Origin of the sequence: Pseudomonas sp. P7759 (genome assembly GCF_013386445.1) — a bacterium.
GTDB classification, from domain to species: Bacteria; Pseudomonadota; Gammaproteobacteria; order Pseudomonadales; family Pseudomonadaceae; genus Aquipseudomonas; species Aquipseudomonas azotoformans_A.
In genome coordinates this window covers 500,632-516,583 of sequence record NZ_JACART010000006.1, presented here as the reverse complement: position 1 = coordinate 516,583, position 15,952 = coordinate 500,632, and the positions used below count along the sequence as shown (strand labels likewise).

The following is a 15,952-nucleotide window of genomic DNA, read 5'->3' as shown; positions in this document are numbered from 1 at the left end:
CCTTGGCGTAGCTGCGCAGTTTAGCAGGCGGGGGCGTGCTAGACTCGCGACCGTTTTACCCAACCTTTGCATTATCGACACGGAACACCCATGGCCAAACGCCAGCTCAACCGTCGCCAAAACTGGCGCATCGAAAAGATTCAAGGTGAACGCGCCGCTCGCGCCGCCAAACGTGAATCCTCCGCCGTGGAAGCGCTTGAAGGCGGCGACCTGGGCCCTGAACAAACAGGCCTGGTGATCGCGCACTTTGGTGTGCAGGTCGAAGTCGAGGCGCTCGAAGGCGAACTCGCAGGCCAAGTGTTCCGTTGCCACTTGCGCGCCAACCTGCCTGCGCTGGTGACCGGCGACCAAGTGGTCTGGCGTGCCGGCAACCAAGGCATCGGCGTGATCGTCGCCCAATTGCCACGCACCACCGAACTGCGCCGCCCGGACAGCCGTGGCCAACTCAAGCCGGTGGCGGCCAACGTCGACATGATCGTGATCGTGTTCGCGCCACTGCCCGAGCCCCATGCCAACCTGATCGACCGCTACCTGGTCGCTGCCGAGCATGCTGGCATCCGCCCGCTGTTGCTGCTGAACAAATTCGACCTGATCGACGAGCAGAACGCCCCGGCGCTGAATGCCCTTCTGGCGGTGTACCGCACGCTCGGCTACCCGGTGCTGGAAGTCTCGGCGCATCACGGCAATGGCATGGAACAGCTGCAACAGCAGTTGGACGGCCGCATCAGCGTGTTTGTCGGCCAGTCGGGCGTGGGTAAATCCTCGCTGGTCAACAGCCTGCTGCCGGAAGTCGAAACCCGCGTGGGCCCGCTGTCGGAACTGTCCGGCCAGGGCACCCACACCACCACCACCGCGCGGTTGTTCCACTTCCCCGGCGGCGGTGAGTTGATCGACTCCCCCGGCATCCGAGAATTCGGCCTCGGCCACGTCAGCCGCAGCGATGTGGAAGCAGGCTTCATCGAATTCAACGATCTGATCGGCACCTGCCGCTTCCGCGACTGCAAACACGACCGCGAGCCGGGCTGTGCATTGCTCAAGGCGCTGGAGGATGGGCGTGTGCAGCAGCAGCGGATGAATAGCTATCGGTCGATTATTGCGAGCTTGCCGGAGAGCAGTTACTGAGCCTTGTGGCGAGGGAGCTTGCTCCCGCTGGGGTGCGCAGCGCCCCTAAAAAGTTGGGGACTGCTGCGCAGTCCAGCGGGAGCAAGCTCCCTCGCCACAGAAAGCTCACCCCACAGATAGAAACAACAAGGCCGCGATCATCGCGGCCTTTTTGTTTGTGAAGCTTACGAACCGGTACCCGGCACCGTAGGATCCTTCACCCCACCATCATCAAACAAGTTCAGCTTCTGACGCAGTTCATGCGCCGGCAACGGCTCCTGCCCCGGTGGAATCGCGTTCGGATCGGCCGGAACCTCTCCCGGCGCACCTGCGCCTGGGGTAGGTTGCGGCGTCGGCGGTTGATCGCCTTCAATCGCACGCTGGGCCTTTTTGGTCAGCACCACGATGTCGATCCGGCGGTTGACCGGGTTGAACGGGTCTTGATGATCAAACAGCTGCGACGAAGCAAACCCCACCACGCGCGCCACTTGCGGGTCCGGATAACTGCCGGCAACCAGCGCGCGGCGCGCGGCGTTGGCACGGTTGGCAGAGAGCTCCCAGTTGCCGAAATCGCCCTGGCCCGCGTATGGCTTGGCGTCGGTGTGGCCGCTGATGCTGATCTTGTTCGGCACCGCCTTGATGGTGTCGGCCATGGCCAGCAGGATGTCTTCAAAGTACGGCTTCAGGCGCGCACTGCCGGAGTCGAACATCGGCCGGTTGGCCGCGTCGGTGATCTGGATGCGCAGGCCTTCGGGCGTGATTTCGAAGGAAATCTGGTCCTTGAATTTCAGCAGTTGCGGGTTTTCTTCGACCTTGGTCTGCAGCTCTTGCAGCAGCAGCTCAAGGCGCTCCTGCTCGACCTGCTCAGCCATGGACTCGACGGTGTCGCGCTCGATCGGGATTTTCTCCTGGGGCGACTCGGTCTTGATCTCCGGGTTGATGGTGCGCTCAGGCGCCAATTGCGGCGAGCCGCCCAGGTCGATCACGAAGGGCGTGCCGCTTTCCGAGAAACCAATTGGGTCTTTGAAGTAGCCGGCGATGGCGATCTTCTGTTCGGGCGTGGCGGTGGACATCAGCCACAGCACAAGGAAGAACGCCATCATCGCCGTCGCAAAGTCGGCGAAGGCGATTTTCCAGGCGCCGCCATGGTGCCCCGCAGCGAAGCGCTTGACGCGCTTGATGATTATCGGCTGGTTGTTTTCCATGGCTTAGCGACCGCGAACCGCTTGTTCCAGCTCGGCGAAGCTTGGGCGATGTTTCGGGTACAGCACCTTGCGGCCAAACTCCACCGCCAGGGACGGCGGCATGCCGGAAGCCGAGGCAACCAGGCTGGCCTTGATCGATTCATACAGGTTGATTTCTTCCTTGGCGTCATGGGCCAGGGACGTCGCCAGCGGGCCGAAGAAGCCGTAGGCCGCGAGAATACCGAAGAACGTACCCACCAGTGCCGCACCCACGTGCATGCCGATAGCGGCCTGGTCGCCCTCGCCCAGGGATGCCATGGTCACCACGATACCGAGTACCGCCGCGACGATACCAAAACCCGGCATACCGTCAGCGATGCCGGTCACGGCGTGGGAAGGATGCTCCAACTCTTCTTTAAGGCTGAACAACTCCATGTCGAACAGGCCTTCCAGCTCATGGGGGGCCATGTTGCCGGAGGACATGATGCGCAGGTAGTCGCAGATGTAGGCGGTCATGCGCTCGTCTTTGAGCACGGCCGGGTACTTGGCGAAAATCGGGCTGGCGGCGGCGTCTTCGATGTCGGCCTCGATGGCCATCATGCCTTCGCGGCGGCTCTTGTTGAGGATCTCGTAGACCAGCCCCAGCACCTCCAGATAGAAGGTGTGGGTGAAACGCGAACCGAACATGCCCAGCGATTTCTTGACCACGTGCATGGTCATGTAGCCGGGGTTTGCCTGCAAGAATGCGCCGAACGCCGCACCACCGATGATCAGCACTTCGAAGGGCTGGATCAACGCAGCAATTTTACCGTGGGACAGGACGTAGCCACCGAGCACGCTTGCGATGACGACGATGATGCCGATAATTTTAGCCATAGGGGATGAGTACTTGCGCCGTCGGGTTCATGGACATATTGGGTGTAGCAGAAAACTCTTGTTCTACTTATCGGCAAAACTGCGCCAGACTATAGCCCGTTAAGGCGAAAAGCCAGTTCGGCCCGCTCCGGGCGTGTAGACCGCAAGTGATGATCGCGCCCCTATCATGGCTAATGAAACGACAGTCCCAAGTGCAAAACCCAACTCTCTCGCCGCTTGGATCAAGCGCCTGGACGATGTGCTGCTGCCTGTGCCCCAGGCCAGCCACGACCGGGTGTGCAAAGGCATCCGCGACAGCCGCAGTTCATTGCGAGATATTGCCGATCTGATGCAAAGCAGTCCGGCGCTTGTGCTCAGCGTGATGCGCGAGGCCAACAGCCACACCCATGGCAGCCTGGCAGAACCGGCGGAAAACCTCGAAGTGGCGCTCAACCGCCTGGGCCTCAAGCGCGCCGAAGAACTGCTGGCGCGCCTGCCGTCGGTGCCGGCCAATGAGATCCCCGTGGCGTTGCGCCAACTGCTGTTGATCAGCCAGCACGCGTCGCAACAAGCCAACGGTTTGTTCGGCAGCCGCCTGGCGCGACTGTGGCAGGACATTCACTGGGGCAGCCTGCTGTTTCTGTCGCCGCTGTGGCCGATGGCGGTCGCCTACCCCAAGCTCCTGGAAGAATGGGAACTGCGGGTGATCCACAAGGGCCAATCGGCCCGCGAGGTCGAACAGGCACTGTTCGGCGTGCGCCTGCTGGACCTGTGCGTCGGCCTGACCGAAGCCTGGCACCTGCCGATCTGGGTGTCCCAGGGCTACAAGCTGCTGATGAGCGAGCAACGCCTGCTGGTCAAGGCGCTGCACATTGCCCGCGAAGACGACCCACTGCGCCACCAGCAATTGCTCGACGCCGAACCCAACCTGCGCCGCTGGTTGAACCAGCCGGCCAATACCGTGCTGCTGGCCAACGGCCTGGCGATGTCGGCCCAGGAGTCCTGGACCTGTCCGCACACCGAACGCTGGCAACTCCTCACAGCGCTGTACCTGCAACAGCCCCTGGGCGAGGTGCAGCAGCAGGTCCACCAGCAGGCCGTCACCAGCGCCCGCACCACCTTGATGCCTGACCTCTGGCACCCGGCGCTGTCGCTGATCTGGCCGTGGCATGTGCAGAAGATTCATCGCGGCCTGCTCCCAGCGCCGCCGCCCACCGCCGAGGCCCTGGCCGTGTGGCGCAAGCGCTGCACCGAACTGCTGGTGGAACCGAGCCGCTTTGCCAACGCCATGCACTTGACCACCTGCGCCAAGGAGGCCCTGGTGGCCAGTGGCATGCAGCGGGTCATGCTGTTGATGGCTGACCGCGCCATGAGCACCTTGCGTGTGCACCAGGTCGATGGCCTGCCAAAGGATGCGGCCAATTTGAGCCTGGATGTGGTCAACAGCACGCTCTTGCAGCGCCTGCTGGAAAAATCCGCCCAGGTGCGCCTCAACCCGGAAAACCACGCCCAGTTCTCGGCCCTGCTACCGCCGATCCTGCGTCGCCTGTTCACCGGCGAACACCTGTTGCTGCGCTCGCTGAGCTGTAATGGCAAGGTGGTGATGCTGATGGTGGCCGACCAGGGCGGCGGGCCGTTCTCGGAAACCACCGTGCAGGCCTTCGGTAAAACCGCCCAATGCATCGAGAAAGCCCTGCACTGCTTTACCAACCGCAGCGCCTGATGCTTGCGCTACAATCGCCGTCCTTTATCGCCAACATTTGTGCCCAGGAGACCTCACATGCCTGACTTCTCTGGCTTGCCGCTGGTGATCGAATCCAGCGACCTGCTTGGTCGCCTCGATACCGAACACCTGATACTGGTGGACCTCACCAGTGCCGCCCGCTACGCCGAAGGGCATATCCCCGGCGCGCATTTCGTTGACCCCAAGCGCACCCAACTGGGCCAGCCGCCGGCACCCGGCCTGCTGCCCAACAAGGCTGATCTTGAGAAGCTGTTCGGCGAACTGGGCCACACCCCGGACGCCACCTACGTGGTCTACGACGACGAAGGCGGCGGCTGGGCCGGGAGATTCATCTGGATGCTCGACGTGATCGGCCACCAGAAGTACCACTACCTGGACGGCGGCCTGCTGGCCTGGCTGGAAGAAAAGCACCCGGTTTCCACCGACGTGCCCGCCCCCGTCGGCGGCCCGGTCAGCCTCACGTTGCACGATGGCCCCACCGCCACCCGCGAATACCTGCAAAGCCGCCTGGGTGCCGCCGACCTGGGTATCTGGGACGCACGCGGTCCGCTGGAGTATTCCGGCGAGAAGGTCCTCGCCGCCAAAGGCGGGCACATCCCCGGCGCGGTGAACTTCGAATGGACCGCCGGCATGGACAAGGCGCGCAACCTGCGTATCCGCCGCGACATGGCGCAGATCCTCGAAGACCTCGGGTTGACCCGCGACAAAGAAATCATCACCCACTGCCAGACTCACCACCGCTCTGGCTTCACCTACCTGGTGGCCAAGGCGCTCGGTTATCCGCGAGTCAAAGGTTATGCCGGTTCCTGGGGCGAATGGGGCAACCACCCCGACACCCCCGTCGAGATTTAAGGTTTAAGGACAGTTATGAAAAAGCAGTTGTTTATCCTCAGCCAGTACTTGCTGCCGCACCACTTGCTGTCGCGCGTGGCCGGTTGCATCGCCGAGTGCCGCGTACGCTGGTTCAAGAATGCCTTCACCAGCTGGTTCGCCAAGCGTTATCAAGTGGACATGTCCCAGGCCCTGGTTGAAGACGTGACCGCCTATGAGCACTTCAACGCCTTCTTCACCCGCGCCCTGAAAGACGGCGCGCGCCCACTGGATCAAACCCCAGGCGCGGTGTTGAGCCCCGCCGATGGTGCGGTCAGCCAATTGGGCCCGATCGAGCATGGGCGGGTGTTCCAGGCCAAGGGTCACAGTTTCAGCGTGCTGGAATTGCTGGGCGGCGACTCGGCCGTGGCGGCTCCGTTCATGGGCGGCGATTTCGCCACCATCTACCTGTCGCCAAAGGATTACCACCGCGTGCACATGCCGCTGGCCGGCACGCTGCGCGAAATGGTCTACATTCCTGGCCGCATCTTCTCGGTCAACCAGACTACCGCTGAAAACGTACCTGAGCTGTTCGCACGCAACGAGCGCGTTGCCTGCATCTTCGACACCGAACGCGGCCCGATGGCCGTGGTATTGGTGGGTGCGATGATTGTGGCGTCGATTGAAACCGTGTGGGCCGGGCTGGTGACACCGCCGAAGCGCGAGCTGAAAACCTTCCGCTACGACGAGGCCGCACGCGCGCCGGTTCATCTGGAGAAAGGTGCGGAGTTGGGTCGGTTCAAGCTGGGTTCGACCGCGATTGTGCTGTTTGGGCCGGATCAGGTGAAGTGGGCTGAAGAGTTGGCCGCTGGCACCCCGGTAGAGATGGGCCAAGGCATCGGTCTACCGAAAGCCTGATTGAAGGTGGGAGCCTGGCCTGGCTCCCACATTTACCAGTTAGAGCGAGTTAAAGCTGACCGTCGCGGTCACGGAAGCCCAGCAGATACAGCACGCCATCCAAGCCCAACGTCGAAATCGCCTGCTTGGCCGACTGCTTCACCAACGGCTTGGCGCGGAACGCCACACCCAACCCGGCAATTGCCAGCATCGGCAAGTCATTCGCACCGTCGCCGACCGCAATGGTCTGCTCCAGACGCAAACCTTCCTTGTGCGCCAATTCCTTGAGCAGGTCCGCCTTGCGCTGAGCGTCGACAATCGGCTCGACCGCCACGCCGGTCACCTTGCCATCCACCACTTCCAGCTCGTTGGCGAACACGTAGTCGATGCCCAGCTTGGCCTGCAATTGCTTGGCGAAGTAGGTGAAGCCGCCAGACAGGATGGCGGTCTTGTAGCCCAGGCGCTTGAGTTCAGCGAACAGGGTTTCGGCGCCTTCGGTCAGGCGCAGGGAGGCGCCGATGGAGTCCAGCACGCTCACGTCCAGGCCTTTAAGCAGCGCAAGGCGCTCCTTGAAGCTGGCGCGGAAGTCCAGCTCACCGGCCATGGCGCGCTCGGTGATTTCGGAAACCTGCTCGCCCACGCCGGCCGCTTTGGCCAATTCGTCGATGACTTCGGCTTCGATCAGCGTGGAGTCCATGTCGAACACCGCCAGACGGCGGTTGCGGCGGAACAGCGAGTCCTCCTGGAAGGCGATGTCGACATTCAGCTCCTGCGCCACACTGAGGAATTCGGCGCGCAGGGCTTGCGGGTCGGCTGGCTCACCGCGCACGGAGAACTCGATGCAGCCCTTGCCTTTGTCGGCCGGGGTGTCCAGCGGCATACGACCCGACAGACGGTCGATATGGTCGATATTCAGGCCGTACTGCGCGGTAATGGAGCTGACGCGTTGCAATTGTTCGGCGGTGACCTTGCGGGTCAGCAGCGTCACGATGTGGCGTTTCTTGCCCTGGCCGGCCACCCAGTGCTGGTAGTCCTCTTCGGACACCGGGGTGAAGCGCACCTGTTGATCCAGCTTGTACGCCGTAAACAGGATGTCCTTGAGTACCGAAGACGCCTGTTCAGTGCTCGGAATCTCGACCAGGATGCCGAACGACAAGGTGTCGTGGATCACCGCCTGGCCGATGTCGAGAATGTTCACACCACCCTGGGCCAGAACGCCGGTAATGGCTGCGGTCAGACCTGGGCGGTCTTCCCCCGTGATGTTAATCAGGACAATTTCGCGCAAGGCGCACCCCCAGGCTGGAAAAAAACCGCATTCTACCCACTTTCAGTGACCATCGGGCACAGCCAGCGCTTTGCCGGTTCTAGGGCTGTCGCTATACTGCGCGTCAACTTCACGGACCAAGAGCCGAGCGCAAGTGAACCGGCCCACGCCAGTAAAAACCGATAATTTCTTCCTGCTGATCTTCCGGGCACTGCGCCACCGCCGTGTACCGATCGCATTACGCATCGCCAGCCATAACGTGATCCTGGTCGCCCTGGCCTTGGTGATCTACGCCTGCGTGATGGGTTTGCAGTTCAAACAGGCCATGCACGAGCAAGCCGACGCCCTGGGCGAGAGCTTGACCACCCAGACCGCCACCTCGGCGACTGAGCTGCTGGTGTCCAACGACATCCTCAGCCTCAACGTGCTGCTCAATAACCTGACCAAGAACCCGCTGGTGGCCCACGCCGCTATCTACAGCGTGGACAACCGGATCATGGCCGAAGCCGGGCAGCGCCCGAAAAACGGCCTGCTGGGTGAAGCCGAAGGCTTGTACCAGAGCAACATTACGTTTCAGGATGTGAAGGCCGGTCAACTGCGTATCAGCCTGGACATGCAGCAATTCCAGCAGCCGATGACCATCAGCCTGCAAAGCATGGGCATCTTGAGCGCAATCCTGCTGGCGTTGGCGCTGGCCTTGAGCCTGCGCCTGGGCCGGCACATCTCCACGCCGCTGATGCAGTTGCGCATCTGGCTGCGCGATATCGACGAACACACCCCGGCCACTGACCGCCAGGATGAAATCGGCGACCTCGCCCGCCAGTTGCACGCCAGTTTCGCCCCGGAACCGGTGGTGCGCGAAGTAGAGCCAGAGCCTGAGTTCGACGAAACCGATTACGACGACGAGCCTGAGTTTGAAGTGCAGGACGCGCCGGTAGCGGGCCTGAAGCCTGCCACCCGCCAGGCGTTCAAAGCCGAAGAAGATGAGTTGGACGACGAAGACCCCTTCGCCGACCTGCGCGACACCTCGGCCAGCGCGCCGGCCGTCGCACCGAAACCGGCCCCGGTGAAGAATACCGAACCGCAGTTCAGCGCCGTATTGGCCGTGCAACTGGGCGCTCAGGACCAACTGCGTCGCCTGCCCCGCACACGCCTGACCGAGCTGCTGGAGCGCTACCGCGATTGCCTCGACCAGGCCGCGTCGCTGTACCAGAGCGAACTGCACACCCTGAACGATGGCAGTACCTTGATGCTGTTCCACAGCGAAGACAGCGGCGAAGACTACCTGACCAACGCCATCTGCTGCGGCGAGTTGCTGCGCGCCCTGGGCCATGCCCTGCAGATCGAAGTGGCCGACAGTGGCATCACCTTGCAACTGCAGCTGGGCCTGACGGTGAGCGACGACCTGTTTGGCATGACCCAGATCGACCTGCTGCTCACCGAGAGCGCCCAGGACGCCCTGGCGCTGTCGCAACACAGTCGCAACCTGCTGCTGGTGGAGCGCAAGATCAGTGAAGACACGCTGATCCGTCAGCGCGCACGGATCCGCCCGATTGCCAGCCCAGAGGGTGCCAGCTGTGTGGAGCGGTTGATGGAGCCGTATCCGTCGATGCTGGAGCGGCAGTTGGCGCGGATGCACGAGACCCGCACCAAAGGTTAAGGTGAAACGGGCTTGTTGTAGCGGAGCGGGCTTCTGTGGTGAGCGGGCTTGCCCCGCGCTGGGGCGCGAAGCGGCCCTAAAACCAGACGGCCCGGTTCTACCTGGATAAATGCGGTGACTGGATTGGGGCCGCTTCGCAGCCCAGCGCGGGGCAAGCCCGCTCACCACAAAAGCCTCCCTCACCACAGGAACCCTCTCATCACAGGGGCAAACGCCACAACAAAAAAGGCCCGCTGAGTCAGCGGGCCTTTTTTTGTGTCGGTGATTCAAGTCAGAACCTGAACACTTCCATGTCCGTGCGAATCGGCGTTGCCATCGGCATCTTCGGCTTCTGCGGTTCTGCCGGCTTGGCCTGCACCGGAGCGCTCTGCTTGCGCGGCGCTTCGGCAATCGGCGGCTGGTTGGCCAATGGCTTGAGGGCCACCGACAACTGCTGTGCCAGATGCTGCAACAACACACCCTGGGCCTGGACCTGGGACGCGGTGGTGCCCGTGTGTTGCTCCTGCAGGTGCACGATGCGGTTATCGCGCACCTGCCCACGACGATCGATCAAACGCCATTGCGCATCGAGGATCGCCGGTTGCGACGTACCGGAGTCAAGACGGGTAATGGTCAGCAACACCTGCACATCCGGGGTAAACCCCGTCGGCGCGGGCGCCAGCACCACACGCTGGCTGTCCAGCTGACCTGCGACCTGACGCAACATCAATTGGTTGATGTCGGACGACAAACTGCCCGCCCAACGACCATCGGTGGAACCTTGCAGGCTGCCGTCGTTCTGACGTTGCAGCAGTGTTTCGCGTTGCAGGTAGTCGGCGACGACCACCGGGCCCAGCAAGACGGCCATGCCGGCAGTCTGTGCAGGTTGAGCCGGACTTCCGCTGTCCAGCTGGTACAGCGACACCGGCTGGTGTGTGCTGCAACCCGCCAGCCCCAAAAGGCCAGCGAGCACAAAAAATAAAGGAAGGCGTGGAGCAGTCATCATCCCATCCAGGTGGCTGCCACAAGGCGAACCACAATGTAATACTAAAAATAACCTAAACACGCTCGGCCACGCCGGCGCTGGAAAGGCCATATCATCCGTGAATATGCGCCATGACTCCAGCGCCAAAGCGTCGATCTACGCGTTAAATCGTAGATCGAGGGCTCTAATACGCGTTAAACCGGCGTTTCCACCAGCAAAGCATCCACGCGCTGGAAGCCGCGAGGCAATTTGTTACCACGCCGACCGCGCTCACCCTTGTAATGCTCAAGGTCGTCAGGACGCAACGACAGGGTACGTTTACCGGCTTGAAGCACCAACGTCGCGCCTTCCGGGATCACTGCGATGTCGGTCACGTACTCTTCGCGACTGGCCACCCGCTCGCCGGGAATACCAATGATCTTGTTGCCCTTGCCTTTGCCCAACTGCGGCAGGTCGCTGATCTTGAACACCAGCAAACGCCCTTCGGTGGTCACCGACGCCAGCCAGTTGCTCTCGCGATCGTCCACCGGCCGCGGCAGGATCACCTTGGCGTTGTTCGGCAAGCTCAGCAAGGCCTTACCGGCCTTGTTCTTGGCCTGCAGGTCTTCACCCTTGACCACAAAACCGTAACCCGCATCGGACGCAATCACGTACAGCGCGTCATCATCCGGCAGCAACACACACTCGAAATTTGCCCCTGGCGGCGGCGTCAGGCGCCCGGTCAACGGCTCACCCTGCCCCCGTGCAGACGGCAAAGTGTGGGCCGGCACCGAATAACTGCGCCCGGTGGAGTCGATAAACACCGCAAACTGGTTGGAACGCCCGGCAGCGGCGGTCTTGAAACCATCGCCGGCCTTGTACGACAAGCCAGTGGCGTCAATATCATGCCCTTTGGCGGAACGAACCCAACCCTTTTCCGACAGAACGACGGTAATTTTCTCGTTTGGCAGCAGCTCAGTTTCTGTCAGAGCTTTCGCTTCAGCGCGCTGGACGATTGGCGAACGACGGTCATCGCCGTAAGTTTCGGCATCTTTGATCAGCTCGCTGCGCACCAGCTTCTTCAGCTTGGCTTCGCTGCCCAGCAGCGCTTGCAGCTTGGCTTGTTCCTTGAGCAGCGCATCTTGTTCGTCGCGCAGCTTCATTTCTTCCAGTCGCGCCAACTGACGCAAGCGGGTGTCGAGGATGTAGTCGGCCTGGATCTCGCTCAGCTCGAAACGCGCGATCAGCTCGGCTTTCGGGTGCTCGGCGGTACGGATGATGTGGATCACTTCATCCAGGTTGAGGTAGGCAATCAGCAAGCCGTCCAACAGGTGCAGGCGACGCTCGACCTTATCCAGGCGGAACTGCAGGCGGCGACGCACGGTCTGCACCCGGAACTCCAGCCATTCCACCAGCAAGTTGCGCAGGTTTTTCAGCTGCGGCTTGCCGTCCAGACCGATGATGTTGACGTTGACCCGGTAGCTGGACTCCAAATCCGTGCTGGCAAACAAATGCTGCATCAGCACTTCGTGATCGACCCGGCTGTTGGTCGGGATGATCACGATGCGGCAGGGGTTTTCATGGTCGGATTCGTCACGCAGGTCGGCAACCTGCGGCAATTTCGACGGTTTGGCCTGCATCAGCGCGGCGATCTGCTCCAGCACCTTGGCACCCGACACCTGGTGCGGCAGCGCGGTAACAATGATATCGCCGTCTTCGACGTGGTAAACAGCGCGCATGCGCACCGAGCCCTTGCCGGTCTCGTACATCTTCAGCAGGTCGGCGCGCGGCGTGATGATTTCCGCTTCGGTCGGGTAGTCCGGGCCCTGGATATGTTCGCAGAGCTGTTCCACCGTGGCTTTCGGCTCATCGAGCAAGCGCACGCACGCGGTGGCGACTTCGCGCAGGTTATGCGGCGGCACATCGGTGGCCATGCCGACGGCGATGCCGGTGGTGCCATTGAGCAGAATATTCGGCAAACGCGCCGGCAACACCAGCGGCTCGTCGAGGGTGCCGTCGAAGTTAGGCCCCCAGTCAGCGGTGCCCTGGCCCAATTCGCTCAGCAGGACTTCCGAGTAACGCGACAGGCGTGCCTCGGTGTAGCGCATCGCAGCGAACGACTTGGGATCATCCGGCGCCCCCCAGTTGCCCTGGCCGTCTACCAGCGTGTAGCGATAGCTGAACGGTTGGGCCATCAACACCATGGCTTCGTAGCAGGCGGAATCGCCGTGGGGGTGGAACTTACCGAGCACGTCACCGACGGTACGCGCCGACTTCTTGTGCTTGGAATCGGCGTCCAGGCCCAACTCACTCATGGCGTAGATAATGCGCCGCTGTACCGGCTTCAGGCCGTCGCCGATATGCGGCAAGGCACGGTCCATGATCACGTACATGGAGTAGTTGAGGTAGGCATTTTCGGTGAAGTCAGCCAGCGACCGGCGTTCTACGCCATCTAAGCTGTCTGCGAGGATGTCACTCATGCGGGCCTCATCATTTGGTAAGACGCAGCGAAAATGTCGCGACGTCGGGTCAATTCAAGAAAATTCAAGTTCATGGCTGGGCACTCCAACCACCGGCCGGGGCGGCAAAACGATAGACCACCGGGCGTTTTTCACCGTCGGCACGCGGGCCGAAATTGTTGTCGATGCCCAGCCAGGCGCCCTCTGCGTCCACCACCAAGGCTTCAGCCAGGCCATAAGACTGGGGATAACGCCGCTCGGGCGTCAGGGTCTCGTCGGCAAACGACCAGCACAGCTCGACCTTGGCCGTGACCGCATCCCGCCGGCAAATCTGGAACGCATTGCGCTCCAGGGTAAACAGCTTGCCGTTGAACAGCGCCAGGTCGGCAAAATCCTTGGACACCGCCTTGGGGTTCGGGAACTGGGCCGGTTGCACTTCCTGCCCGGCTTCGCTCAACAAGACGCAGGGGCCGTCACAGTCCCACAGGCTTTGCGGACGCTTGATCGAAATCAGGCCGCGTCGCTCACGTTCGGCTGCCAGCCAGATCTGGTTGCCTTCGGGATTGATCGCCAGGCCTTCAAACAATGCATTGAAGTGCAGCAGCATGCCGCTGGCCCGCGCTTCACGCACCATGCCCGGCGCAATCTTCAACCACTCAGGTGCACCCGTCACCGGCACTTGCAGCACCGCCGCATGGGCTTCACTGACAATGTAGCGGTTGCCGGCGGCATCGCAGGTAATGCCTTCAAAGTCCAAGTCACCACCGCGAATGAACGAAGCGGCCTTGGTGCGCGAACGCAAACCCCAAGGCAGCCCGGATTCCGGCACCGGCGGCACGTCGATCTTTACCGCCTCGGCCTGCCAGGTCGGCGCACTGATATCCAGGCGGTAGATCTGGTCGTCATCACGGTCGGAAACCGTCCACAACTCTTTGCCACACAAGGCCAGGCCCGACAGGTTGCCGCCGCGCATGCCGTCTACCGGGTGCTCGGACACCAGCTTCAACTCAGCCACGGGTGCGGCCACCACTGGGGTAGCCGCCAGCCCGCTCAACATCAGGATCGCCAGGGCGAAACCTGTGCGCATCAGCCCAGAACCTCGGCCAGGTTGCCTTTGGATTCCAGCCAGGACTTGCGGTCCGGCGCGCGTTTCTTCGCCAGCAGCATGTCCATCATTTCCGAGGTGGCGGCGAAGTCTTCGCCCAGGGTCAACTGCACCAGGCGCCGGGTGTTCGGGTCCATGGTGGTTTCGCGCAGCTGCGGCGGGTTCATTTCACCCAGGCCCTTGAATCGTGTGACCTGTGGCTTGCCGCGTTTCTTCTCGGCCACCAGGCGGTCGAGGATGCCATCACGCTCGGCTTCGTCCAGGGCGTAGTAAATCTCCTTGCCCAGGTCGATCCGGTACAACGGCGGCATGGCGACGTAGACGTGACCGGCATCCACCAGCGGGCGGAAGTGCTGCACGAACAGCGCGCACAGCAGCGTGGCGATATGCAGGCCGTCGGAGTCGGCGTCGGCAAGGATGCAGATCTTGCCGTAGCGTAACTGGCTCATGTCCGCTGCGCCTGGGTCAACACCAATGGCCACGGCGATGTTGTGCACTTCCTGGCTGGCCAGGACTTCGCTGCCATCCACTTCCCAGGTGTTGAGGATCTTGCCGCGCAACGGCAGGATCGCCTGGAATTCCTTGTCCCGTGCTTGCTTGGCGGAACCACCGGCGGAGTCACCTTCCACCAGGAACAGCTCGGAACGCATCGGGTCTTGCCCGGCGCAATCGGCCAGCTTGCCGGGCAATGCCGGGCCCTGGGTGATGCGCTTGCGCTCGACCTTCTTACTGGCCTTCAGGCGACGGCCGGCGTTGTTGATCGCCAGTTCCGCCAGGGCCAGGCCCAGCTCTGGGTGCTCGTTGAGCCACAGGCTGAAGGCATCCTTGACCACACCGGAGACAAACGCCGCCGCTTCGCGAGACGACAGGCGCTCCTTGGTCTGGCCAGAGAATTGCGGCTCCTGCATTTTCATCGACAGCACGAACGCGATGCGCTCCCACACGTCTTCCGGCGCCAGCTTCACGCCACGCGGCAGCAGGCTGCGGTATTCGCAGAATTCGCGCATGGCATCCAGCAAGCCCTGGCGCAAACCGTTGACGTGGGTGCCGCCCTGGGCGGTCGGGATCAGGTTGACGTAGCTTTCCTGCACGCTGTCGCCACCTTCCGGTAGCCACAACAACGCCCAATCCACGGCTTCTTTATTACCCGCCAGGCTGCCGCAGAACGGCTCGTTGGGCAGGCGCTCGAAGTCGCTGACGGAGTCTTCCAGGTACGAACGCAGGCCGTCTTCGTAGTGCCACTCGACCTTCTCACCGGTGCCTTTGTCTTCAAAAGTCACCAGCAGGCCTGGGCACAGGACAGCCTTGGCCTTGAGCACGTGCTTGAGGCGGCTGATGGAGAATTTTGGCGAATCGAAATATTTCGGGTCCGGTGCAAAGTACACACTGGTGCCGGTGTTGCGCTTGCCAACGGTGCCGATCACTGCCAAGTCGGTGGCTTTGTAGCCATCGGCGAACGTCATCTCGTACTCGTTGCCGTCGCGCTTGACCCTGACGCGAACCAACGTGGACAGGGCGTTGACCACGGAAATACCCACACCGTGCAAGCCGCCGGAGAACTGGTAGTTCTTGTTGGAGAACTTGCCACCCGCATGCAGCTTGGTGAGGATCAGCTCAACGCCGGGTACACCCTCTTCCGGGTGGATATCCACCGGCATGCCGCGACCATCGTCGGACACTTCCAGGGAATGGTCAGCGTGGAGAATGACATGCACCGACTTGGCGTGACCGGCCAGGGCTTCGTCGACGCTGTTGTCGATGACTTCCTGGGCAAGGTGGTTCGGCCGACTGGTGTCGGTGTACATGCCGGGGCGTTTGCGCACCGGGTCGAGGCCCGAGAGGACTTCGATGGCGTCGGCGTTATAAGAGCTAGCGCTGGGAGTGGCCATGGGGTCTCGTCGTGAGTCGTTCGATTAAAAAGTGACCTGCG

At 62.1% G+C, this 15,952-nt stretch carries 12 protein-coding genes; 5 read left to right on the top strand and 7 right to left on the bottom strand.

The window, feature by feature from the left end:
* The first annotated feature begins 90 nt into the window (after nt 1-90).
* Nucleotides 91-1,122: a small ribosomal subunit biogenesis GTPase RsgA gene (rsgA, locus tag HX823_RS08285; RefSeq protein WP_033898469.1), complete on the top strand. Its 1,032-nt coding sequence runs from the start codon at nt 91-93 to the stop codon at nt 1,120-1,122.
* A gap of 164 nt (nt 1,123-1,286) precedes the next feature.
* Here rsgA and motB read toward each other — a convergent pair whose 3' ends face one another.
* Both motB and motA read right to left on the bottom strand, forming a co-directional pair.
* A complete protein-coding gene (gene motB / locus HX823_RS08280; protein ID WP_033898472.1) occupies nt 1,287-2,306 on the bottom strand; it encodes a flagellar motor protein MotB in 1,020 nt (339 codons plus the stop codon).
* Between the two features lie 3 nt (nt 2,307-2,309).
* Complete coding sequence (motA, locus tag HX823_RS08275) at nt 2,310-3,161, bottom strand: flagellar motor stator protein MotA (protein ID WP_016976894.1); 852 nt, start codon at nt 3,159-3,161, stop codon at nt 2,310-2,312.
* Between the two features lie 166 nt (nt 3,162-3,327).
* Between motA and HX823_RS08270 the strand changes: the two genes are divergently transcribed.
* From HX823_RS08270 to asd, 3 genes are read left to right on the top strand one after another with little or no spacing between them, the layout of a single operon-like run.
* Nucleotides 3,328-4,863: an HDOD domain-containing protein gene (locus HX823_RS08270; protein WP_038850734.1), complete on the top strand. Its 1,536-nt coding sequence runs from the start codon at nt 3,328-3,330 to the stop codon at nt 4,861-4,863.
* A gap of 57 nt (nt 4,864-4,920) precedes the next feature.
* Nucleotides 4,921-5,736: a rhodanese-like domain-containing protein gene (locus HX823_RS08265; protein WP_177074618.1), complete on the top strand. Its 816-nt coding sequence runs from the start codon at nt 4,921-4,923 to the stop codon at nt 5,734-5,736.
* A 15-nt stretch (nt 5,737-5,751) separates the two neighbouring features.
* On the top strand, nt 5,752-6,612 hold the full coding sequence (gene asd / locus HX823_RS08260) for an archaetidylserine decarboxylase (protein ID WP_177074617.1): 861 nt from the start codon (nt 5,752-5,754) through the stop codon (nt 6,610-6,612).
* Nucleotides 6,613-6,661: 49 nt separating this feature from the next.
* Here the strand turns inward: asd and serB are convergent, their stop codons facing one another.
* Nucleotides 6,662-7,876, bottom strand: coding sequence for a phosphoserine phosphatase SerB (gene serB, locus HX823_RS08255; RefSeq protein WP_038850738.1), 1,215 nt, complete (start codon nt 7,874-7,876; stop codon nt 6,662-6,664).
* 133 nt (nt 7,877-8,009) lie between these two features.
* Between serB and HX823_RS08250 the strand changes: the two genes are divergently transcribed.
* On the top strand, nt 8,010-9,515 hold the full coding sequence (locus HX823_RS08250; protein ID WP_177074616.1) for an AhpA/YtjB family protein: 1,506 nt from the start codon (nt 8,010-8,012) through the stop codon (nt 9,513-9,515).
* A gap of 271 nt (nt 9,516-9,786) precedes the next feature.
* On the opposite strand, the gene HX823_RS08245 is transcribed toward HX823_RS08250, so the two are convergent.
* The 4 genes from HX823_RS08245 to parE form a co-directional block, all read right to left on the bottom strand.
* Nucleotides 9,787-10,497, bottom strand: coding sequence for a membrane integrity-associated transporter subunit PqiC (locus HX823_RS08245; RefSeq protein WP_033897860.1), 711 nt, complete (start codon nt 10,495-10,497; stop codon nt 9,787-9,789).
* A 176-nt stretch (nt 10,498-10,673) separates the two neighbouring features.
* Entirely contained in the window at nt 10,674-12,938 is a 2,265-nt protein-coding gene (parC, locus tag HX823_RS08240) for a DNA topoisomerase IV subunit A (protein ID WP_038844463.1), read from the bottom strand.
* A 70-nt stretch (nt 12,939-13,008) separates the two neighbouring features.
* Nucleotides 13,009-14,004: an esterase-like activity of phytase family protein gene (locus HX823_RS08235; RefSeq protein ID WP_038844461.1), complete on the bottom strand. Its 996-nt coding sequence runs from the start codon at nt 14,002-14,004 to the stop codon at nt 13,009-13,011.
* Nucleotides 14,004-15,911, bottom strand: coding sequence for a DNA topoisomerase IV subunit B (parE, locus tag HX823_RS08230; protein WP_038844459.1), 1,908 nt, complete (start codon nt 15,909-15,911; stop codon nt 14,004-14,006). Before parE ends, HX823_RS08235 begins: the two co-directional genes overlap by 1 nt.
* Nucleotides 15,912-15,952 lie beyond the last annotated feature (41 nt).